The sequence below is a fragment of the Pseudoalteromonas sp. 20-MNA-CIBAN-0454 genome (assembly GCF_040308685.1).
Classification (GTDB): domain Bacteria; phylum Pseudomonadota; class Gammaproteobacteria; order Enterobacterales; family Alteromonadaceae; genus Pseudoalteromonas; species Pseudoalteromonas nigrifaciens.
This window is the reverse complement of sequence record NZ_JBEOOB010000004.1, coordinates 21,817-43,058: the sequence shown is the minus strand read 5'-3', so window position 1 is coordinate 43,058 and position 21,242 is coordinate 21,817. Positions and strand designations below refer to the sequence as shown.

Sequence of the window (21,242 nt, the reverse complement as noted above, 5' to 3'; positions counted from 1 at the left end):
TATTAGGCTAAATTTAGCATTTAAAAGGAATTAATTTATGAACAAAGTTACTAAAACATGGTTGCTGTATTCAGGCATAGGTTTAGTTTTATCGCTGGCAATAATAAGTTTATTAGATATTTTTATCAGCTTTAGGTTTATATCTAACGAAGGAGTTATTTTTGGTGTTATGTGCGCTGCTATGGGAGCTGCGTTAAAAAGCTATTCAGGGCAAAAGGTTAGTAACAAAAGCGGCCAGCAACAAAAGTAAACATAGTTAACATTGATAATAAAGCGCAAAATGCATTTAGCACATAACTGCTAATTTCCCCTTACCTTTAACTAAATACGTTACTTCTCAAATTTAAAATAAAAAAAGGCAAGCTATAAGGCTTGCCAAAGAGTGTAACTAATTAATCTGGTTTTGTATTAAATGCTTAGCCCTTAAGCTATTAACTTTTCAGCTAGATTTAATTCCATGGTGGCTTTTAATAAGCGGTATAAGTTAATTGATGCGTCAATTTCTTCTTTACGGTTAGTTAAGCTTTCTATATTTAAGCCCAGCGGCACGTTTAAATGCGCACAGCTTTTAAGTATTAAATCGAGATTTTCACGGCAAATACGTACCGATTCACTCAGCGTATTGTTCGCATCAAGCATGCGCCATTTAGTGGCCTCTGGCACTGAGATCCCCAACCATTGCATAAACTCTAAGGTTTTTTCGCCGCCGCACGGAGTAAAAGTTAAAATAAGGCGCTTAGGCTCAAGCCCTTGTGCTTTACAACTACGTGCATAGCTAGTAATTAACTCTATTGTTGCTTGTGCGTCGTAAACCGCTTGCGAAATAAAGAACTTACAGCCTTGAGCGGTTTTTTCTATTAGTCGCTCGTGTTCATTACGTTTATTAGAATGACGCTCTGCAATAGTAACGCCGCCTAAAAAGAAGTCATCAGATTGCTCTGCCAGCGTTTTATACGCATCTGGTAGGCTTAGTTTTATATCGCCTATCGATGATGGGCTACCTACTAAAACAATATTTTTTAAATCGTAGTCGTTTTTAGTTTCACTTAGCCAATCTTTAAACTCGTTCGCACTGCGTTGCGCCACACTTTTATAGGTAATTACATCAAGGTGCGATAAGCCACGTAATAGGTTGCTGTATTCACGTGGATCGACAGTTTGCCTAAATGGAAACGGACGCGCTTGATTAGTACGGCTGCTTTCGTCTTGAATGTCGTAAATTATTACGCCGTCGTATTCAATTTCGTGTAGGCGACCCAATAGCTTTTCTGCAATGGTTTTTAGTTGCGCTTTATCGGTACCAATTTTTGGCGGCGTAGTACCAATAAGGTATACGCCTTGATTGCTATCTTCTATTTTCTCTTGAAGTGATAAAGCCATAATCCTCATTCCAGCTTAGTTTGTTACGATGGAATTAATATAGCAGCCATTTAGATGGCTAGATAGCTTTATTTAATGAAAGTTTTTCAATCGTAGTGAGGTTTATTCATACAAGCTCGTTACCAATTAGTAAATTTGATACAGTTGTTTACATAATAACAACGCTTTAGGCTCTTATTATTGGCGGCTTTGCGGCATAATCAGATGGTACTTTTTATTAAACTAGCTCAACGTTTAGCGATTAAAATTGATTGCTATAAAAGGAAAAACAATGAAATTTAAATTTTTAGCAACCAGTTTAGCGGTATCGCTGGCACTGTCGGGTTGCGCTATTGAACAAAATCAAACGAGCCAAGCAGTAACACAACAACAAACAAACACTACGGGCGAGGGCGTTTTTTCACAAGACTACTTACTAGAAGAGCTTGAAAATGGCTTGCGCGTTATGGTGGTTAAAACCGATTACCCTGATGTAGTCTCGTTGCAAATTCCTGTATCGGTAGGATCACGTAATGAAACGCAAGCGGGCAAAACGGGCTTTGCGCATTTTTTTGAACACATGATGTTTAAAGGCTCTGAAAAATTTCCTGAGGCTGTGTATTCAAGTATTTTAAAAAATTCTGGCGTTGATAACCGCGCTTACACCACCAACGATTACACTAACTATCATTTAAACTTTTCAAAGCAGCATCTTGATAAAGTACTTGAACTTGAAGCTGATATTTTTCAAAACTTAACCTATACCGAAGAGCAATTTAGAACCGAAGCGCAAACGGTAAAAGGCGAGTACTTAAAAAATAATGCCAGCCCAGTGCGTAAATTACTTAGCGCAGTACGCGAAGAGGCCTTTGAGCAACACACTTATAAACACACCACTATGGGCTTTTTTAAAGACATAGAAGCCATGCCTGATCAAATGGCTTATGGTAAAGAATTTTTTGCCAAATTTTATAAGCCCGAATATGTATCACTCGTAATTGTGGGTGATGTAGACCCAAAAGCCACTATGGCTATGGTTAAAAAACACTGGGGTGCGTGGAAAAAGGGTGACTATGTTGCCGACATTAAAGCAGAGCCAACACAGCAAGCGCCAAAATATAGTCATCAACAAAACCCAGGCTTACCAGGGCATTGGTTATTAGTATCGTATAAAGGCACTGCGTGGGAGCCGGCTAAAAAAGACAGAGCTGCGCTTGATTTACTCTCGCAGCTTTATTTTTCAAACAACTCAGATTTATACCAAGAGCTAGTGGTAGATAAACAAATTGCCAGCCAAATGTTTAGCTATAACCCAGAAACCAAAGATCCGGGTTTACTGCATGTATTTGTAAAAGTAGAAAAAGCAGACGATTTAGCCAAAGTACGCGATGCAATCAATCGTACCTACGCCCAAGCGCGTACTGAGTTAGTAGATAGCCAAAAACTCAGCGACTTAAAATCTAACCTTAAATACAGCTTTATAAATGGTTTAGATTCGTCGCAAGCAATTGCTGCAACCCTTGCAAGCTATATGCATTTTGAGCGTGACCCTAGGGTAATAAACCAGCTATATAAAACCTCAGATGAAATAACAGCTGAAGATATTAAAGCAATTGCTAACAAGTATTTTGTTGATAATGCACGCACTACCGTGACTATGTCGGCACTTGATAAAGCGCCAAATTTTGAGCAAGAGGTTGATTTAAACGCACTGGTTGCAAAACTGGAGCAAGCACCTCAGGCTGCTGCATTTAAAGTGCTAGATAAAACTAACAGCTCGCCATTAATCGACGTTAACTTTTTATTCAATACCGGGGCTGCTGCTGACCCGCAAGGTAAAAAAGGCCTTGGCGCATTAACTGCAGCTATGCTGGCGCAAGGTGGCTCACAATCAACAAGCTATAAAGATATTAAACAAGCACTTTATCCGCTGGCAGGTAGCTTTGGTTATCAAATAGATAAAGAAATGCTGTCGTTTCAAGGGCGTATTCATAAAGATAACGCTGCTAAGTGGTATGCATTAGTGAGCGATCAGTTACTTAATCCCGGTTTTAGAGAAGATGACTTTAAGCGCCTTAAAAAAGAGCTAATTGACGGTATTAAATCGGGCTTAAAAGCATCTAACGATGAAGAACTAGGTAAAGAAGTACTCTACAGCGCGCTTTACAAAGGCCATCCTTATGAAAGCTACAACTATGGTGATATTTCAGATTTAGAAGCACTTACGCTTGATGATGTTAAAACGTTTTATAACACAGAGCTTACGCAATCTAAGCTAACACTTGGCTTAATTGGTGCAGTACCGGAAAAACTAAAAGCCACTATGCTAGCTGATTTAGCAGGCCTGCCTAAAGGCGAGCAAAGCCGTTTAAGTATTCCTGATGCGCCTGAGCTTAAAGGCCATCATGCTACTATTGTTGAAAAGAGTGCGCAGTCGACAGCGGTATCGTTTGGTTTTCCAATTGATACAATAAGAAGTAGTGAGGACTGGACTGCACTGTGGTTAGTGCGTTCTTACTTTGGTGAGCACCGTAGTTCTAACAGCTTTTTATATGAGCGTATTCGTGAAACCCGTGGCATGAACTACGGCGATTACGCGTACATTGAATACTTTCCGCGTGGTATGTTTCAAACTAAGCCTGATGCAAACCTAGGGCGCTCTGAGCAAATATTTCAAGTGTGGTTACGCCCACTTCGCTCTAATAACGATGCGCATTTTGCGACTCGTACCGCCTTGTTTGAGCTTGATAAGCTAATTAAAAATGGCATGAGTGAAGACGACTTTGAAGCCACGCGTAACTTTTTAATTAACTTTGTGCCGCAAATGGTGGCAAGCCAAAATCGCCAACTAGGTTATGCACTTGATAGCGAGTTTTACAATACCGACAGCTTTGTAAGTTACGTAACTAACAAACTTAAAACGCTAACAGTAAAGGATGTAAACCGCGTTATTAAAGATAATCTACAAACCGATAATATCCATTATGTATTTATTACCGGTGACGGCGCTGATATGCAAAAGCGTTTAGCGCCTGAGCAAACATCGCCAATGGTTTATAATACCGATAAACCAGCAGAGCTTGTTGCAGAAGATAAAGTGATTGCCGATTACAAATTAGCTATTCCGGCAAAAAATATTGCAGTAATAGCAGTAGATAAAGTATTTAAGTAAGTTTAAACTTAAAAAAACTAAATGCTCCAACTGTTTTAAATAGTTGGGGCATTTTTGTTTTATAAAAATAGTTATATCTAATAACCACAACAAATAACTAAGGGATTAACACCTTAGTGACTAAATCCGTTAAACTTAGCAAAAGGCTCTTTTTGATCAACAAAGGCAGTAATATGCGACATGAAATTTGGCAACAGCTTCGCAGCGAAGCAAATGAAGTAGTAAAACGCGAACCTCTTTTAGCGAGCCATGTTTATTCGTGTATTTTGAACCATGAATGTTTAGGGGCGGCGCTGAGTTTTATTGTTGCTAATAAATTGGCAGATGCGGTGGTGTCGGCATTTACTATTCGTGAGCTATTTGATCAGTCATTTGTAAGGTGTGAGCGTATGCTAACGCACGTTGCTCACGATATTAAAGCGGTAAAAGATCGTGACCCTGCAGCCGAAACTTACCTTACGGTAATATTAAATTTAAAAGGTTTCCATGCTATTCAGGCGCATCGTTTAGCTAATTGTTTGTGGACGCAAAACCGTAAAGAGTTGGCGCGCTTTATTCAAAGCCGTAGCTCAGAAGTATTTGGCGTTGATATTCATCCTGCTTGTAAAGTGGGTAAAGGAATAATGTTTGACCATGCAACCGGTATTGTTATTGGTGAAACGGCGGTAATTGAAGATAACGTATCAATACTGCAGTCGGTTACTTTAGGTGGCACGGGCAATGAGCAAGGCGATCGTCACCCTAAAATTAGAGCCGGGGTACTTATTGGTGCTGGGGCTAAAATATTGGGCAATATTGAAGTGGGTGCGGGCGCACGTATTGGCGCAGGCTCTGTTGTGCTAAGTAATGTACCGCCACACACGACTGCGGTAGGTGTACCGGCAAAAATTATTGGTCGCCCAGATTGCGAATGCCCTGCAAAAAGTATGAACCAAAACTTTTTAGCTAAACCTGAGCCTGAAAATGAATCGCATACTAGCTCTATGCTATAAAGTAATGAGCAATTTAAAATGCTAAACAAAAGTAACTTACTTGGCCTGTGCTGTTTTATTTTAGGCGTAGGATTAACCAGTGGTTACTTTTTGTTTTTACATTCTATGCCTATTCAAGCGCAACAAAGCCAGCCGTTTCCTTATAAAAGTATTGTTATAAAGCAAGCTAACGATGAGTCACTCAATAGTACTGACGAGCATGTTAACCCTGCCGATGGTAACTCCCAGGCTGAGAGTATTGCGCCATATACGCATAAAATTGCCACGCTTACCAATGAGCTTGAGCTTAAAACCAAACAACTTAAACGCGTTGAACAAGCGTTAAAATTAGCGCAACTAGATCAGCTTGATTTTGCTAAGCAGTTAGAAGAGAAGTTTATAGCTGAGGATGAAAATAGCCAGTGGAGCTACGAAGTAGAAACCGCGCTAACTGATTTTTTAATTACCAGCGATTTAAGTAATACCGCGCAACTAACTAGTTTAGAGTGCAAACAAACACTTTGTAAGTTTAGCCTAGTTGCCGATAAAACTAATCAGCAAGGGCATGTGCAGTGGCGCGAGCTGAACGATAAATTAGCGCTAATGCCATGGTGGCAGCAATTTAAGCTCACTTCGTCAAATTCAACCGATGAACAGATAGATTTTATAGTGAGTACTAAAGAGTAAAACGCTGCTAACTTAGTACTTGCGAGTGTAGCGTGCCGTCAACCAGTTCAGTAATTAAAGTATCTCCGACTTTTACATCCGCTACCGATTTAACCACCTTTTGCTTATCTGTTTTTGTAATACTATAGCCTCGCGCTAATACATTAAGTGGACTTACCGAATCTAGGCGACTTGCCTGCAGTGCTAAGCTGTTATTAGCTTGCTGTAATTGCTGCTGTATTGCTTGGTTAAGCCGAGTTTGTAATTGTGCGAGTTGGTGACTTGCTTGAGTGAGCTTTTTGTCGGGTGATTGGCGCATTAATCTAGGCGTTAAATTATTAAGGGTGCGCTCTTGTTGATATAAACTATTACGCATAGCTTGTTGTAGTGCAATGCTTAGTTCATCCAAGCGCTGCGCTTTTTGATTTAACTGATTACGCGGATGGCATAAATTTAACCTGTGCTGTAGTTGTAATGCTTGAGCGCGCTTTTCGCTCATATCGTGTTTAAACGCATTAGCAAGACGGTTAACTAGCTGAGTTACTTTATTATGTAACTCTTGCGTATTAGGGCTTACCAGCTCTGCCGCCGCAGAAGGCGTAGCTGCACGTACGTCGGCTACATAGTCGCTAATAGTGGTGTCGATTTCGTGGCCTACCGCGCTCACAATAGGCAGTTGGCTATTAAATATAGCGCGTGCAAGTTGCTCATGGTTAAAACACCATAAATCTTCTAAAGAGCCGCCACCACGCCCTAAAATAAGCACGTCTACTTCGCTGCGAATATTAGCCAACTCTATTTGTTTAATTAACTGCAGATGTGCGTCTTTACCTTGCACCATAGCAGGGTAAATAATAACTTCTAACTGCGGTGCGCGGCGTTTTAGTACGGTTAAAATATCTTTTATGGCCGCGCCAGTTGCAGAGGTTATTACCCCGATACGGTTAATGTTTTGCGGTAGAGGTTTTTTATAAACCGAGCTAAATAGCCCCTCAGCGGCTAAACGCATTTTTAGGGCGTCAAACTCTTGCTTAAGTTGTCCTTCGCCAGCAGGTTCCATATGTTCAACAATAAGTTGATAGTCGCCGCGTGGTTCATAAAGTGAAACGCGCGCTTTTACCGTTACCTGCGCACCGTTAATGGGTCGGTAACTTTGGTTACGATTATTGCCGCGCCACATGGCTGCTTTTATTTGTGCTTTATCGTCTTTTAACGAAAAATACCAATGCCCAGATGCCGGAGTAATAAAGTTCGAAATTTCGCCAGTTAGTACCAGCGAGGCAAAGCCTTGCTCGAGTAGGGCGCGTATTTCTCTATTAAGGCGTGACACGGTGTAAATCGTTTGCAAAGGCTTCGAAAACATAAAAAACTACCAAAAACTATTTATAACCCTAGTTTATCATAAATATTTACAAAATATGATTTACTAGTGCCAGCAACGCTGTTAAAATTTGGCCGCAATTCCTTATCTTAGATCCACCATGTGAGAAGTTGCCAAAATGCTTAGAATCGCTAAAGAAGCTCTTACCTTTGATGACGTACTTTTAGTACCTGGTCATTCTACTGTTTTGCCACATACGGCAAATATTTCAACTCGCTTAACGCGTGGAATCAAACTTAACTTGCCGCTTGTTTCAGCATCTATGGATACTGTTACCGAAGCTCGTTTAGCTATTGCCCTTGCGCAAGAAGGTGGTCTTGGTTTTATTCATAAAAACATGACTATTGCAGAACAAGCGAAAAACGTTCGTAAAGTTAAAACCTATGAAGCGGGTATTGTTACTTATCCTATTACAGTAACTGCCGATTTAACCATTGCAGATGCACTTGAGCTGTCGCAAGAAAAAGGTTTTTCGGGCTTTCCAGTAACTGATAGCGATAACAATCTTGTTGGTATTGTAACAGGGCGTGATATGCGCTTTGAAACTAAGCTTGAACAGCCTGTTTCTACTGTTATGACTAAAAAAGACAAGCTAGTTACTGTAAACGAAGGTGCTGCGCGCGAAGAGATTTTAGGCTTAATGCACGAACACCGCATTGAAAAAATTCTTGTGGTTGATGATGCGTTTAAACTAAAGGGCATGATCACCGTAAAAGATTACCAAAAAGCACAAGAAAAACCAGATGCCTGTAAAGACGACCAAGGTCGTTTGCGTGTAGGTGCTGCTGTGAGTGTTGGCGCAGGTACTGATGAGCGTATTGCTGCATTAGTAGAAGCAGGTATTGACGTATTACTTATCGATACTTCGCACGGCCATTCTCAAGGTGTTATTGACCGCGTTGCGAAAACCCGCAAAGAATACCCAGACTTACAAATTATTGCTGGTAACGTAGCAACAGCAGAAGGCGCTGTTGCGCTTGCAGACGCTGGAGCCGATGCGGTTAAAGTAGGAATAGGCCCAGGTTCTATTTGTACTACGCGTATTGTTACGGGTTGTGGTGTGCCACAAATTACGGCTATTTCAGATGCTGTTGATGGCTTAAAAGGCCGCGATATTCCGGTAATTGCCGATGGCGGTATTCGTTTTTCTGGCGATATTGTAAAAGCACTTGTTGCTGGTGCATCGTGTGTAATGGTGGGCTCTTTGCTTGCTGGTACTGAAGAAGCACCTGGCGAAGTAGAGCTTTACCAAGGCCGTTACTACAAATCATACCGTGGTATGGGCTCGTTAGGCGCGATGGATCAAAAAGAAGGTTCATCAGATCGTTACTTCCAAAAGTCAAACGAAGCCGACAAGTTAGTACCAGAAGGTATTGAAGGTCGCGTAGCGTACAAAGGTCCTATTGCAACTATTATCCATCAGCAAGTGGGCGGCCTGCGCAGCGCAATGGGCTTAACCGGTTGTGCCACTATTGAAGAGCTAAACACCAAACCACAGTTTGTACGTGTTACTTCAGCTGGTATGGGTGAGTCGCATGTACATGACGTGCAAATCACTAAAGAAGCACCTAACTACCGTTTAGGCTAATCAGCCGTAATTACATCAATTTATGGGCTAGTTTTACTAGCCCTTTTTAAATAGCTACTCACTATATCAGTAGCATTATTTAGCATCTGACTTTACGAGATACTCCATGAGCAAAGACATTCACGATTCACGAATTCTCATTTTAGACTTTGGTTCACAATACACTCAATTAATTGCCCGTCGTGTGCGCGAAATTGGTGTTTACTGTGAACTGTGGGCATGGGATGTGACCGAAGAGCAAATTCGCGAGTTCAACCCACAAGGTATTATTCTCTCTGGTGGCCCAGAGTCGACAACACTTGAAAACAGCCCACGCGCTCCTGAATATGTATTTAATGCTGGTGTGCCAGTACTAGGTATTTGCTACGGCATGCAAACTATGGCAGCTCAGCTTGGCGGCAGTGTACACAGCTCTGATAAAAAAGAGTTTGGTTACGCCCAAGTAGAAAAAGTGGGTAATTGTGCGTTGTTTGATGCGATAGAAGATCATATCACCGACGGCGGCAATGGCGTACTAGATGTATGGATGAGCCATGGCGATAAAGTAATGGATATTCCACAAAGCTTTAAAACCACAGCTAAAACATCTACGTGTCCGCATGCGGCAATGTCGAATGAAGAAAAACGCTTTTACGGCGTACAGTTTCATCCAGAAGTAACGCACACACATCAAGGGCAGCGTTTATTAGAGCGTTTTGCTATTGATATTTGTGGTTGTGAAAAATTATGGACTGCAGCAAAAATTATCGATAATGCCATTGAGCGCATTAAAGAAACGGTTGGCGATGACGAAGTTATTTTAGGTCTTTCGGGCGGTGTTGATTCATCGGTTGTGGCTATGCTTATTCACCGTGCAATTGGCGAAAAGCTAACTTGTGTATTTGTTGATAACGGCTTACTTCGTTTAAACGAAGGCCAGCAAGTTATGGACATGTTTGGTAATAAGTTTGGCCTAAACATTGTTAAAGTTGAAGCCGAAGAGCAATTTTTAAATGACCTTGCTGGTAAGTCAGACCCAGAAGATAAGCGTAAAGCCATTGGCCACACGTTTATTAATGTATTTGATGAGCAAGCTAAAAAGCTTAAAAATGCAAAATGGTTAGCGCAAGGTACAATTTATCCAGACGTAATTGAATCTGCGGCATCTGCCACCGGTAAAGCACACGTAATTAAATCGCACCACAATGTGGGCGGATTACCAGCAGACATGAAAATGGGCCTAGTTGAGCCACTACGTGAGTTATTTAAAGATGAAGTACGTAAAATTGGCCTAGAGCTAGGTTTACCGTACGATATGCTTTACCGTCATCCTTTCCCTGGACCAGGTTTAGGTGTGCGTGTACTTGGCGAAATTAAAAAAGAATACTGTGATTTACTGCGTCGCGCCGATGCTATTTTCATCGAAGAGCTTCACAAAGCAGAGCTTTACCATAAAGTAAGCCAAGCGTTCACTGTGTTTTTACCGGTTAAATCGGTAGGGGTTATGGGTGATGCGCGTAAATACGATTGGGTTGTATCACTGCGCTGCGTGGAAACTATCGACTTTATGACCGCGCGCTGGTCACATTTACCATATGAATTTTTAGGTGTGGTTTCAAACCGTATCATTAATGAAATTGATGGTATTTCGCGTGTTGTTTACGATATTTCGGGTAAACCACCTGCAACTATTGAGTGGGAATAATCGCGCGTTAGCTACTAGCTAGTATTAGCAGTATATAAAAATAAAAGCCCATGATTTCATGGGCTTTTTTGTTGCTAATATTACTTTAAGTATTTTTAGATGACTTTATAAAGAACGACATAATTAACCCGCTAATCGCAAGTACAATTCCCAAAATAAACGCTGTTTGTACACCCGCTGTTAATGAGCTACTTACTGCAGAGGGCGCTGATGGATCGGCCACGTTTTCCAAAAAACTATTTTGAGAAGCCGACATGATTGTAATCGCCAAGGCGGTGCCAATTGAGCCTGATACTTGCAGTAAAGTGTTTATTAAAGCGGTCCCGTCAGCATATAGTTCTCTGGGGAGCTCATTTAAACCATTTGTTTGCGCAGGCATCATAATTAATGTTACGCCAATCATGAGAGATGAATGCAAAAAGATAACCATTGCAATAGAGGTTTCTGTGGTTACATTCGACAGATTCCATAGCGTAATAATCATAATAATAAAGCCAGGTGTAAGTAGCCACTTAGAGCCAAACTTATCAAATATGCGCCCCGCGATCGGAGACAAAGCCCCATTTATTATTCCACCTGGCATAAGCACAAGGCCAGCAGTAAGCGCAGTTAATCCAAGGCCAATTTGTAAGTATAAAGGCAAAAGAATCATGGTTGATAAAATAATCATGAATGTGGCAGATACACTCAATAAACCTAAAGTATACTTTGGGTATTTTAAAGTACGTAAATCTAACATTGGTTTATCGAGTTTAAACTGTCTTAACGAAAATATAATAAGAGAGATTAGCGCAATTATAATGGTACTAATTACCAGTAAGTTCCCCCATCCTTTTTCACCTGCAATACTAAATCCATATACAATGCCACCAAACCCGACAGTCGATAACAAAATTGACAGCACATCTATTTTAGGCTTACTCAAAACAGAAACGTTCTGCACATAAGCCAGCCCGTATACTAATGAAAAAACAAGAAACGGAATGAGTAACCAAAGAATCCAATTCCAGCTCAACAGCTCAATAATTAGCCCCGAAGTAGCTGGTCCAACAGCCGGTGCTGTCATCATAACAAGGCCAATTAACCCCATAATAGTGCCTCTTTTATGAACAGGGAAAATGATGAGGGCTGTATGGAACATTAAGGGAATTAATAAACCGGTTCCGATTGCCTGAATAATACGACCTAACAGCAAAACACTAAAAGAGGGGGCTATACCGGAAACTATCGCTCCAATAATCGAAAAAAGTAACGAAGCAACGAATAATTGCCGAGTACTAAACCATTGTATTAATAGTGCAGAAACGGGAATAAGGATCCCCATAGTCAGTAAGTAACCTGTTGTTATCCACTGCACGGTAGAGGAAACAACATCTAATTCACTCATTAAATTGCCAAGTGCCATATTTAAAGCTGTTTCGCTAAATAAGCCAATGAATCCGGCAATTAAAAAGGATATTAGAATAGGGACTGGTCTTATAACTGTTTTATCTTGTTCATATGCAATTGTAGACATTAAAACTCTCTTCGCTGATTAACTAAATTGACCTGTGTTGGTTGATACTTTATTTACTTTTTAAATTTACTTTTTAATAAGTAATGAGGGGATTTGCTCTGCTATTGTTTCAAGCGGCTTGCCCGTTTTCATTGTTAAAGCTAAGAGAATACCGCCCTCAGTTAGCGCATGAAAAACAGTAGCTAAACTTGTGGACTGTTGTTCTGTGTAGCCTGCTTCAAGAAACTTTTCAGTATAAATAGATTGCCAACTTTTAAAGGTAGCTTCACACGCCAAGCGAATAGGTTCACTAGTGGAATGTTTTTCTCCAGCAATAGTGCCAATTGGAGAGCCAAGAGGGGTTCCGCCTTGTCCAAACACTCTGGATAATTCATAAACATAAGCTTGAAAAGCATCTATTGGATTGGATACACCCGCAAAGTTTTTTTGAATATCTTCCATAACAAGTCTTTTAGTATTGTTAATTGCAGCAGTCGCCAACTGCTCTTTGCCTTTTGGAAAGTAGTAATACAAGGAGCCCTTAGGTACGCCACTTTCTTCAATTATGTCATTTAGGCCCACTCCGCAATATCCGCGCACTCTAAATAAGCGTGATGCCGTCTCAATTAGAACGTCTTTCGGCTTTACTTTTTCACTCATAACTAAAACACCTCAAATTATAACGACTGGTCTATTATTCCAATGGTAAGGAGGAACCGACTCTGTGTCAATGCTATCGGCTTTACATTTTATTTTGTGTAACCGGTAATATTATCACCAGCATGGCTCTAAAAATGCGCCAAAAGGCGATAGCCAAAGGGGGTCGGAATAGTAGTACGCTTCGTTGGTATCAATATGGTTTGAAGGTGATAATTTAGCTACAAGAGCAAGTTTAAAGGGAATAGCGAAGATTTAAGAGCATGCTAAAATTAGTAAGGCAGGGAGCTTGAGTTATTCAAATTGTAAAAACTATTTAAAAAGTATCTAAAAGCTGCCTAGAAACCATCTAATAATTATCAGCAAATTATCAGCAAATTATCAGCAAATTATCAGCAAATTATCAGTAAGTTATTAGCAAACTATCTAAATTAGTGCCTAGTTTTATTGAACCACAACAAATAGTAGTATCAGCACAGTGAGATAAAGTAAGCGACAGCACTTTATTGCTATTATATTTTTATTCACAAAACGTAAAAATAATTAATTTAGTGCTCGGCTATTAATATTTGCCTGAGTCTAAGTAATTAAAAAATGAAGAATTAGCCTGCTAATTCGTCGTTTTGTTTATTTAAAAGGCAATCAAACCAAAAAGATGATTTTTTTCTTTACCTTTGGCCAAAGGTCTCTATAATTCGTCGGTATTGCAGGGGCGTAGTTCCAATTGGTAGAACAGCGGTCTCCAAAACCGACGGTTGGGAGTTCGAATCTCTCCGCCCCTGCCATTTCTTCTTTACATCGAATTTATTACTTCTTATATTACCTTACTTACTAATTTCATCGAGTCGTTATGCATTCACGTTACGCAGCTGTTTTTGGTATAGAAAACCTCGAATTAAATCAGCATTATCAAACGGTTAATAACCAGCCAATAAATAATAAAGCAACTGACACTAAAGCAGACAGCGTCGCGCCTGAGCCTATTTCGCTCACAAGCCAGTTATTTGCAGATATAAAGCGTGCCATAGCCCCCATTACCATCAATAGTGTAATACAAGGCACGGAACTGCAATTACATGGCGATCAGTTAGTTTTAACAAATTCACAGCTCAGTACTGCCGATAAACGTGCTTTATGGGCTTTAATGAGTGACCATCTTGATAAACTTTAAATCAGTAGACGCAACCGCTATACCGCAATTAATGGCTATAGAAACCGCATGCCACAGCCACCCGTGGACGTTAAATACCATGAGCTCATGTATTGGTGGGCGCTATTTTAATTTAGCAGCGTTTAACGGCGGTACCATGGTAGGTTTTTATATTGGCGAAAAGGCCGGGCCCGACTTTACCTTGATGGATATTTGCATTGCCCCAAGCGAGCAAGGAAAAGGCATTGCAAAACAGCTACTGAACCAGTTTATTGATTATGGTGAGCAGCAAAATGCTGAAAATTTATTTTTAGAAGTACGCGAATCAAATATCCCCGCAATAAAGCTCTACGAAAATGCAGGCTTTATAGAAATGTCAGTGCGTAAAAACTATTACCCAAGCGACAATCCTGCTAAAAACGGATTTGAAGACGCTATTTTAATGGGCATGGCACTGGGCTTAAACTTTCAATAATATTTTGTAGTGAAGAGTTTGCAGTGATAACTGTATAAAGAATATTGTTGCAGTAAGCCGATAACTTATACCGGCTTACTTTGCTCACTAATAACCTGCTCAATAGCGTTAATTAAGTTAGCTGTTAATTCGTTTAACGCGGCTTTGCTATCGCTTTTTAAATGATCTTCTAAACGCGCAGCACAGTGATAAATATCATCAAAGTTAAAACACCCAGCACTGCCTTTTATATTATGTGCTAATGCGCGTAATGCGACTAAGTTACCCGAAAATTGTAAGCTTTTTATTTCAGCTAAATAAGTTGGCAGGTTAGCGACGTAATTTGCATTTATTTGTTGGAATTTTTCACTTTTGAGTATGTCGTCCCATTTATTTTGATTGTCTTTTTCAAGGTGTAGGTAACTTACTAATACGCTTTCTAGGGCATCTTTATCTATAGGTTTCGCCAGAGCCTTGTCGCATCCTGCAGCAATATATGTATCTACGTCATGGTTCATTACATTCGCAGTGAGTGCGATTATAGGGCCGTCGTATGCTGCATGGCGTAATATTTTAGTCGCTTCTAGGCCACCCATTACTGGCATTTGCATATCCATAATAATTAACTGATAGTCGTTTACTAGCGCCATTTCTACCGCTTCAGCGCCATTGTTTGCTATGTCGGGTTCTAATCCCCAAGTTTGCAGCAGCAGCTTTATTAATAATTGATTATCGGGGTTATCTTCGGCCACTAAAATATGTGCATCAAAATTATTACTAGCGAAGGAAAGCAGCGGATCTTTTTCTGGAATGAGTTGATTGGATTGCTCTAAAAACAGGTTGTCGGCTAATGGCGTTTGTAAATTACAGGCTATGGTTATAGTAAAGCAGCTACCTACATCTAATTCGCTTTTAACGGTTATATCACCGCCAAGACGTTGTGCTAAATTTTTTGAAATACATAGCCCAAGCCCGGTGCCGCCAAAGCGACGGGTTGTGGTAGCGTCTGCTTGCTCAAAAGGAGTAAATAAGCGCTTAATTTGACTTTCAACCATACCAATTCCGCTATCTTGTATTACAAACATCAGCTTTTGGCTTGGTAGGTAATGAACCGTTAGAGATACATGGCCTTGCTCGGTAAACTTAACTGCATTGCTGGCAATGTTGATCAGTATTTGTTTTAAGCGGGTTTCGTCGCTGTTTATAGTGTGTGGTAACGGGAGTTGATAATTAATACTGAGCTTTAGCTTTTTTTGTTGTGCCAGCGGTTCAATAATTGACTCAATGTCGTGAATTAAGCGCACTACATTTAGTGGGGCTCGCTCTACAGCAATTTTTTCGGCTTCAATTTTAGACAAATCTAAAATGTTATTTATTAACTCTAGTAAATGCTTAGAGTTGCGTAAAATAGTGCTTAAATGCTGTTTGTTGTTGGTGATTTTATCGTTATGTAAAAGCTGTTCGGTAAAGCCCATTATTGCGGTGAGTGGGGTACGAATTTCGTGGCTCATATTAGCCAAAAAGCGACTTTTAAGTTGATTTGCTTGCTCTGCTTGGCCAATCGCAAGCTCTAACTGGCTGTTCATGGTTTCTAGCGCTTTGGTGCGGCTTTCTACTTTGTCTTCGAGGTGATGTTTATATTCTTCTAACTGCTCTTGATAATGCCTAATTTGATTAACCATGTGATTAAAGTCGTTAAACAATATGCCTACTTCATCATCGGTGTGCGCGGGCAGTGAAACACCTAAATCGCCATCACCTACACGGTGGCTAGCTGCACCTAATAGCTCAATAGGATTAAGTAATAAATTACGCACTACAATAAAAATAAGTATTGGCAGCGTAATAACCGAAATAATAACAATTAAGCCGGTAATTAAGCTAATAGCCTTACCCGACTGATGCAAAACGGCTTTAGGAATAGTCGATACATAATAACCACCGCTCATTTGCACCGCAAAAATCATCCGCTCTATTTTATCTATACTCGAAAGCTCTATGGTTGATAAAGAGCCAATGTCGGCTAAGTTATGTACTTGGTTGAGCTCAAATTCGCTAATATATTGGCCACGAATATTATAATCGGAACTAAATAAAATTTTCCCCTCATTACTAACGAGTAAGTTGAGAGTGTTGTTGTAGGGGGCTTCTAAAATACTGGTGTTAAGAATAGAAGGATCAATATGCAGTACTATAAAACCAAGCTGTTGTGGGCGCTTAAGATAGTAGTCAATGCTATAAATACGCTGAATAAAATACAAGCTGGTGGTGCCATCTGCTTTTTGCATCATAAACTGCTGTTGGCTTAAATTACTTTGCTGTATTTTGTCAAAAAAAGGATACGATTTTGGCGCTATGCTTAAATTACTTGAGTAGTAGGCATCGCTTTTGCCATTTACCGACATTAAGTTAATGCTAATAATATCGGGATAGGCCTCGCTATAACTGGCAAATACATCCATTAACGCACCTAGGCGATAGGTGTAGCCACCATCAGCATGTAAATCGTTAGCTAAAAAATCGTTCAATACGGGTGAGGTGGATAATAGCTTGGCAGTGGATTGAAATGAGTCAATATAGTTAAATACTTTTTGTTGTTGTTGTTCAACAAACCGGCTCATAATTAAATCAGCTTGTTTTTGTGTTGAGTTGGTTACATTAGTTAGCGTAAAACCACCTAAAAATAACAGCGGAAGTATAACTAACGGCGTTATATACCATAATAACCTAATGCTTAACTTACTGGTTTTCATTACCAAACAACACATCCTCCATGTAATGTTAGTAATAATATGTTTTACAGCTATATTACTCAAGCTTAGCGTTTGTTTATTGTGCTGGTAATATTTATAACTAAGCACAATTTAGGACAATAATTGAGTAAATACGCGCTCTGGGAGAGTTAATAAAAAAAGAATCAGTTAATAACTAAGCATTGATTGTTTATAGAGTGAAGATCAGCGAAAATAGTCTTCAATTACGATTAACATAACGGATCGCGTGTGAGGAGCCAAATTGGGTTCTTCCTAGGGTGTGTTGAGCTTTCGGGGTTGAGCAATATTAGCTCTGAAACGTCAGCATACATAAATGTCCGTATTCAAACTAAAAGAACTTTTTTAATGGCAGAGCAAAATCTCCTCAGTGAAATTAATAAACGACGTACCTTCGCGATTATTTCGCATCCAGATGCGGGTAAAACCACCATCACCGAAAAAGTACTCTTATTCGGACAAGCTATCCAAAAAGCCGGTACAGTAAAAGGCCGTGGCTCTAACCAGCATGCTAAATCTGACTGGATGGACATGGAAAAAGAGCGTGGTATTTCTGTTACTACCTCAGTAATGCAGTTTCCATATAAAAACGCCTTGGTTAACCTGCTCGACACACCTGGACACGAAGACTTCTCAGAAGATACGTACCGTACCCTAACAGCAGTCGATTCGTGCTTAATGGTTATTGATGCGGCCAAAGGTGTAGAAGACCGTACGCGTAAATTAATGGAAGTAACACGCCTGCGTACTACGCCAATTGTTACTTTTATGAATAAATGTGACCGTGATATACGCGACCCAATGGAGCTGCTTGACGAAGTTGAAACCGAGCTTAAAATAGCGTGTGCGCCTATTACTTGGCCGATTGGGAGTGGTAAAGGCTTTAAAGGCGTTTATCATATTCATAACGATGAAGCGGTTTTATATAAAACTGGCCAAGGTCATAAAATTCAAGACGTGCGCACCATTAAAGGGATAGATAACCCAGAACTGGTTGATGCTATTGGTGACGATCTTGCCGCGCAATTACGCGATGAGCTAGAGCTGGTTATTGGCGCATCAAATGAATTTGATTTAGAGCTGTTTTTAGCCGGCGAACTATCGCCAGTTTATTTTGGTACAGCACTAGGTAACTTTGGTGTTGACCATGTACTTGACGGCTTAACTAAATGGGCGCCAACGCCATTGCCACGTGAAACAGAAGACCGCCAAGTAGTTGCCACTGAAGAGAACTTTACTGGCTTTGTATTTAAAATTCAGGCCAATATGGACCCGAAACACCGCGACCGAATTGCCTTTATGCGCATAGTGTCGGGTAAATACAGCCAAGGCATGAAAATGAATCATGTGCGAATTGGCAAACAAGTAAGTATTTCTGATGCGGTTACATTTATGGCTGGCGATCGTGAGCGCGCAGGTGATGCATTCGCTGGCGACATTATTGGTTTACATAACCACGGTACGATTCAAATAGGTGATACTTTTACCCAAGGTGAAAAGCTTAAGTTTAGTGGTATTCCTAACTTTGCACCGGAATTATTCCGCCGTATTCGTTTACGTGATCCGCTTAAGCAAAAGCAGTTATTAAAAGGCTTAGTACAACTTTCAGAAGAGGGTGCTGTACAGGTATTTAGACCGCTAATAAACAACGATTTAATTGTAGGCGCAGTAGGTGTACTTCAGTTTGATGTGGTTGTAGCGCGCTTAAAAGCAGAATATAACGTAGATGCAATTTACGAAGGGGTTAACGTAAATACAGCCCGCTGGGTAAGTAGCGACGACGTTAAAAAGTTTGAAGACTTTAAGCGTAAATGTGAAAGCAACCTAGCCTTAGATGGCGGCGATAATTTAACTTACATAGCGCCAAGCCGTGTAAACCTTAATTTATCAGTAGAGCGCTATCCAGAAGTCACCTTTAGCCATACACGCGAAAACTAAAGCCAGCTTAGTAAAATTTTAAAAGCCTGCTTTGGCGGGCTTATTAAGGTAAAAAATATGAACATTCGTACTATTTTAGTAGAAAAAGCCATTGCCGCTATGACAACTGTAGGCTTACCAGCAGATACTAACCCAGCAGTTACACAAAGTACTCGTCCACAATTTGGTGACTACCAAATTAATGCTGCCATGGGCGCGGCTAAAAAAATGAAAAGCAACCCACGAGAGCTTGCGCAAAAAATTATTGATAACCTAGATGTAAGCGACATTGCCGAAAAAACTGAAATTGCGGGTCCAGGGTTTATAAATATTCATTTAAAGCCTGAATTTTTAGCACAAAGCGTTAAAGCGGCGAACAGTGATGCAAAATTAGCGGTTAATGAACACGCTAATCCACAAAAAGTGGTTGTTGATTACTCATCGCCAAACCTTGCTAAAGAAATGCACGTAGGCCATTTACGCTCAACCATTATTGGTGATGCGATTGTGCGTGCGCTTGAATTTAGAGGCGACAGCGTTGTGCGTCAAAATCACATGGGTGATTGGGGCACACAATTTGGTATGTTGATTGCGCATTTAGAAGATCAAATTAGCCAAGGCGTAGATTTAGATACAGTAGCACTTGCCGATTTAGAAACCTTTTACCGCGACGCTAAAAAACGTTTTGACGATGAAGAAGGCTTTGCCGACAAAGCACGTAATTATGTAGTTAAATTACAAGGCGGCGACGCGCATTGTGAAAAACTGTGGAAGCTTTTTATTGCCACTTCAGTTAAGCACTCTGAAGAAGTATATAAGCGCTTAAATGTAACGCTTACACAAGCTGATATTATGGCTGAAAGCGCATACAACGCTGAGCTAAATGACATTATTAGTTTATTAAAAGATAAAAATATTGCCGTGGAGTCGCAAGGCGCACAGGTAGTATTTTTAGATGAACTAGCAAACAAAGATGGCGAACCATCGGCGTTTATTGTACAAAAATCGGGTGGCGGCTTTTTATATGCAACTACAGATTTAGCCGCATGTGATTACCGCTCAAATAAGTTGGGTGCCGATCGTATCTTAATTTTTGTTGATGCGCGCCAAAGCCTGCACTTTAACCAAGTAGAGCTTACAGCACGTAAAGCTGGTTTTTTACGCGATGAAACTAGCTATGAGTTTTGCCCGTTTGGCACCATGATGGGCGCCGACAACAAACCATTTAAAACCCGTACCGGTGGCACAGTTAAACTTGCCGATTTACTCGAAGAGTCGATTAATCGCGCAGCAATAAAATTAGCCGAGCGTGAATCTGATTTATCAGAGCAAGAGCGCAGCGAAATTGCCCGCAAAGTAGGTATTGGCGCAGTTAAATATGCCGACCTTTCTAAGCACCGCACCAGTGATTATATTTTCAACTGGGACAGCATGCTAAGCTTTGAAGGCGCAACAGCACCTTACTTACAATATGCGTATACGCGTATACGCAGTATTTTTCGTAAATCAGGCGTTGATGCAGCTACACTAAATTCAAACGTTACTATCGTAGAACCGCAAGAAAAAGCGCTAGCGCTTAAGTTACTGCAGCTTGAAGAAGTACTTGATTTAATGATCACTGAAGCCACACCACACGTACTATGTGGTTACTTATATGAACTAGCAAGCTTATACATGACGTTCTACGAAGCCTGCCCAGTACTTAAAGAAGGCGTAGAGCCAAACGTACGTGATAGCCGTTTAGTGTTATGTAATTTGGTTTCTAAAACGTTAGAGACGGGATTAGACTTACTTGGCATTGAAGTCATGGAGCAAATGTAATCACCTTCTGCTGCGTGTAGTTCGCTTTAGCTGCGTTGATAAAACTATTTAGCCTAAGTCACATACAAACCGTATGCTCCTTGGCATAAATAGTTTTACCGCCTTGCTAGCACTCCTACACTTGCAGATGTAACGCTTTACACCGAGGTTGGGTTG

General features: G+C 40.4%; 15 protein-coding genes and 1 tRNA gene. 11 read left to right on the top strand and 5 right to left on the bottom strand.

The window, feature by feature from the left end:
- The first annotated feature begins 37 nt into the window (after positions 1–37).
- Complete coding sequence (locus AAEZ22_RS02840; protein WP_041454345.1) at positions 38–250, top strand: hypothetical protein; 213 nt, start codon at positions 38–40, stop codon at positions 248–250.
- A 173-nt stretch (positions 251–423) separates the two neighbouring features.
- Here AAEZ22_RS02840 and AAEZ22_RS02835 read toward each other — a convergent pair whose 3' ends face one another.
- Entirely contained in the window at positions 424–1,380 is a 957-nt protein-coding gene (locus AAEZ22_RS02835; protein WP_011327340.1) for a methylenetetrahydrofolate reductase, read from the bottom strand.
- Positions 1,381–1,651: 271 nt separating this feature from the next.
- On the opposite strand from AAEZ22_RS02835, the gene AAEZ22_RS02830 reads away from it, so the two are divergent.
- The 3 genes from AAEZ22_RS02830 (at position 1,652) to AAEZ22_RS02820 (ending at position 6,189) form a co-directional block, all read left to right on the top strand.
- A complete protein-coding gene (locus AAEZ22_RS02830; protein WP_086997831.1) occupies positions 1,652–4,531 on the top strand; it encodes a M16 family metallopeptidase in 2,880 nt (959 codons plus the stop codon).
- A 173-nt stretch (positions 4,532–4,704) separates the two neighbouring features.
- Entirely contained in the window at positions 4,705–5,523 is an 819-nt protein-coding gene (gene cysE, locus AAEZ22_RS02825; RefSeq protein ID WP_011327343.1) for a serine O-acetyltransferase, read from the top strand.
- An 18-nt stretch (positions 5,524–5,541) separates the two neighbouring features.
- A complete protein-coding gene (locus tag AAEZ22_RS02820; protein ID WP_086997834.1) occupies positions 5,542–6,189 on the top strand; it encodes a hypothetical protein in 648 nt (215 codons plus the stop codon).
- A gap of 7 nt (positions 6,190–6,196) precedes the next feature.
- On the opposite strand, the gene xseA is transcribed toward AAEZ22_RS02820, so the two are convergent.
- Positions 6,197–7,531, bottom strand: a complete 1,335-nt coding sequence (gene xseA / locus AAEZ22_RS02815; RefSeq protein ID WP_089367813.1) for an exodeoxyribonuclease VII large subunit — start codon at positions 7,529–7,531, stop codon at positions 6,197–6,199.
- A gap of 136 nt (positions 7,532–7,667) precedes the next feature.
- Here xseA and guaB point away from each other — a divergent pair, with 136 nt between their 5' ends.
- Entirely contained in the window at positions 7,668–9,137 is a 1,470-nt protein-coding gene (gene guaB / locus AAEZ22_RS02810) for an IMP dehydrogenase (RefSeq protein ID WP_011327346.1), read from the top strand.
- Positions 9,138–9,243: 106 nt separating this feature from the next.
- The gene (guaA, locus tag AAEZ22_RS02805; RefSeq protein ID WP_011327347.1) at positions 9,244–10,821 is read left to right on the top strand and encodes a glutamine-hydrolyzing GMP synthase; all 1,578 of its coding nucleotides are present in this window, start codon (positions 9,244–9,246) and stop codon (positions 10,819–10,821) included.
- An 85-nt stretch (positions 10,822–10,906) separates the two neighbouring features.
- Here the strand turns inward: guaA and AAEZ22_RS02800 are convergent, their stop codons facing one another.
- Both AAEZ22_RS02800 and AAEZ22_RS02795 read right to left on the bottom strand, forming a co-directional pair.
- Entirely contained in the window at positions 10,907–12,337 is a 1,431-nt protein-coding gene (locus AAEZ22_RS02800; RefSeq protein ID WP_011327348.1) for an MDR family MFS transporter, read from the bottom strand.
- Between the two features lie 66 nt (positions 12,338–12,403).
- Entirely contained in the window at positions 12,404–12,976 is a 573-nt protein-coding gene (locus AAEZ22_RS02795; protein WP_011327349.1) for a TetR/AcrR family transcriptional regulator, read from the bottom strand.
- Between the two features lie 705 nt (positions 12,977–13,681).
- Between AAEZ22_RS02795 and AAEZ22_RS02790 the strand changes: the two genes are divergently transcribed.
- The 3 genes from AAEZ22_RS02790 (at position 13,682) to rimI (ending at position 14,598) form a co-directional block, all read left to right on the top strand.
- Positions 13,682–13,758: transfer RNA gene (locus AAEZ22_RS02790), tRNA-Trp, on the top strand.
- A 65-nt stretch (positions 13,759–13,823) separates the two neighbouring features.
- The gene (locus AAEZ22_RS02785; protein ID WP_182683801.1) at positions 13,824–14,144 is read left to right on the top strand and encodes a hypothetical protein; all 321 of its coding nucleotides are present in this window, start codon (positions 13,824–13,826) and stop codon (positions 14,142–14,144) included.
- A complete protein-coding gene (rimI, locus tag AAEZ22_RS02780) occupies positions 14,131–14,598 on the top strand; it encodes a ribosomal protein S18-alanine N-acetyltransferase (RefSeq protein ID WP_352296167.1) in 468 nt (155 codons plus the stop codon). Before AAEZ22_RS02785 ends, rimI begins: the two co-directional genes overlap by 14 nt.
- A 65-nt stretch (positions 14,599–14,663) precedes the next feature.
- On the opposite strand, the gene AAEZ22_RS02775 is transcribed toward rimI, so the two are convergent.
- Positions 14,664–17,330, bottom strand: a complete 2,667-nt coding sequence (locus AAEZ22_RS02775) for an ATP-binding protein (protein ID WP_352296089.1) — start codon at positions 17,328–17,330, stop codon at positions 14,664–14,666.
- 366 nt (positions 17,331–17,696) lie between these two features.
- Here AAEZ22_RS02775 and prfC point away from each other — a divergent pair, with 366 nt between their 5' ends.
- Both prfC and argS read left to right on the top strand, forming a co-directional pair.
- Positions 17,697–19,286, top strand: coding sequence for a peptide chain release factor 3 (gene prfC, locus AAEZ22_RS02770; protein WP_011327353.1), 1,590 nt, complete (start codon positions 17,697–17,699; stop codon positions 19,284–19,286).
- A 57-nt stretch (positions 19,287–19,343) separates the two neighbouring features.
- Positions 19,344–21,086 carry an arginine--tRNA ligase gene (argS, locus tag AAEZ22_RS02765; protein ID WP_011327354.1) on the top strand — a complete coding sequence of 581 codons (1,743 nt, stop codon included), beginning with the start codon at positions 19,344–19,346 and terminating at the stop codon, positions 21,084–21,086.
- Positions 21,087–21,242 lie beyond the last annotated feature (156 nt).

Coding starts and splice junctions, on each gene's coding strand:
- AAEZ22_RS02840 (WP_041454345.1), top strand. CDS start 38: ATGAACAAAGTTACTAAAACATGGTTGCTGTATTCAGGCATAGGTTTA.
- AAEZ22_RS02835 (WP_011327340.1), bottom strand. CDS start 1,380: ATGGCTTTATCACTTCAAGAGAAAATAGAAGATAGCAATCAAGGCGTA.
- AAEZ22_RS02830 (WP_086997831.1), top strand. CDS start 1,652: ATGAAATTTAAATTTTTAGCAACCAGTTTAGCGGTATCGCTGGCACTG.
- cysE (WP_011327343.1), top strand. CDS start 4,705: ATGCGACATGAAATTTGGCAACAGCTTCGCAGCGAAGCAAATGAAGTA.
- AAEZ22_RS02820 (WP_086997834.1), top strand. CDS start 5,542: ATGCTAAACAAAAGTAACTTACTTGGCCTGTGCTGTTTTATTTTAGGC.
- xseA (WP_089367813.1), bottom strand. CDS start 7,531: ATGTTTTCGAAGCCTTTGCAAACGATTTACACCGTGTCACGCCTTAAT.
- guaB (WP_011327346.1), top strand. CDS start 7,668: ATGCTTAGAATCGCTAAAGAAGCTCTTACCTTTGATGACGTACTTTTA.
- guaA (WP_011327347.1), top strand. CDS start 9,244: ATGAGCAAAGACATTCACGATTCACGAATTCTCATTTTAGACTTTGGT.
- AAEZ22_RS02800 (WP_011327348.1), bottom strand. CDS start 12,337: ATGTCTACAATTGCATATGAACAAGATAAAACAGTTATAAGACCAGTC.
- AAEZ22_RS02795 (WP_011327349.1), bottom strand. CDS start 12,976: ATGAGTGAAAAAGTAAAGCCGAAAGACGTTCTAATTGAGACGGCATCA.
- AAEZ22_RS02785 (WP_182683801.1), top strand. CDS start 13,824: ATGCATTCACGTTACGCAGCTGTTTTTGGTATAGAAAACCTCGAATTA.
- AAEZ22_RS02775 (WP_352296089.1), bottom strand. CDS start 17,330: ATGAAAACCAGTAAGTTAAGCATTAGGTTATTATGGTATATAACGCCG.
- prfC (WP_011327353.1), top strand. CDS start 17,697: ATGGCAGAGCAAAATCTCCTCAGTGAAATTAATAAACGACGTACCTTC.
- argS (WP_011327354.1), top strand. CDS start 19,344: ATGAACATTCGTACTATTTTAGTAGAAAAAGCCATTGCCGCTATGACA.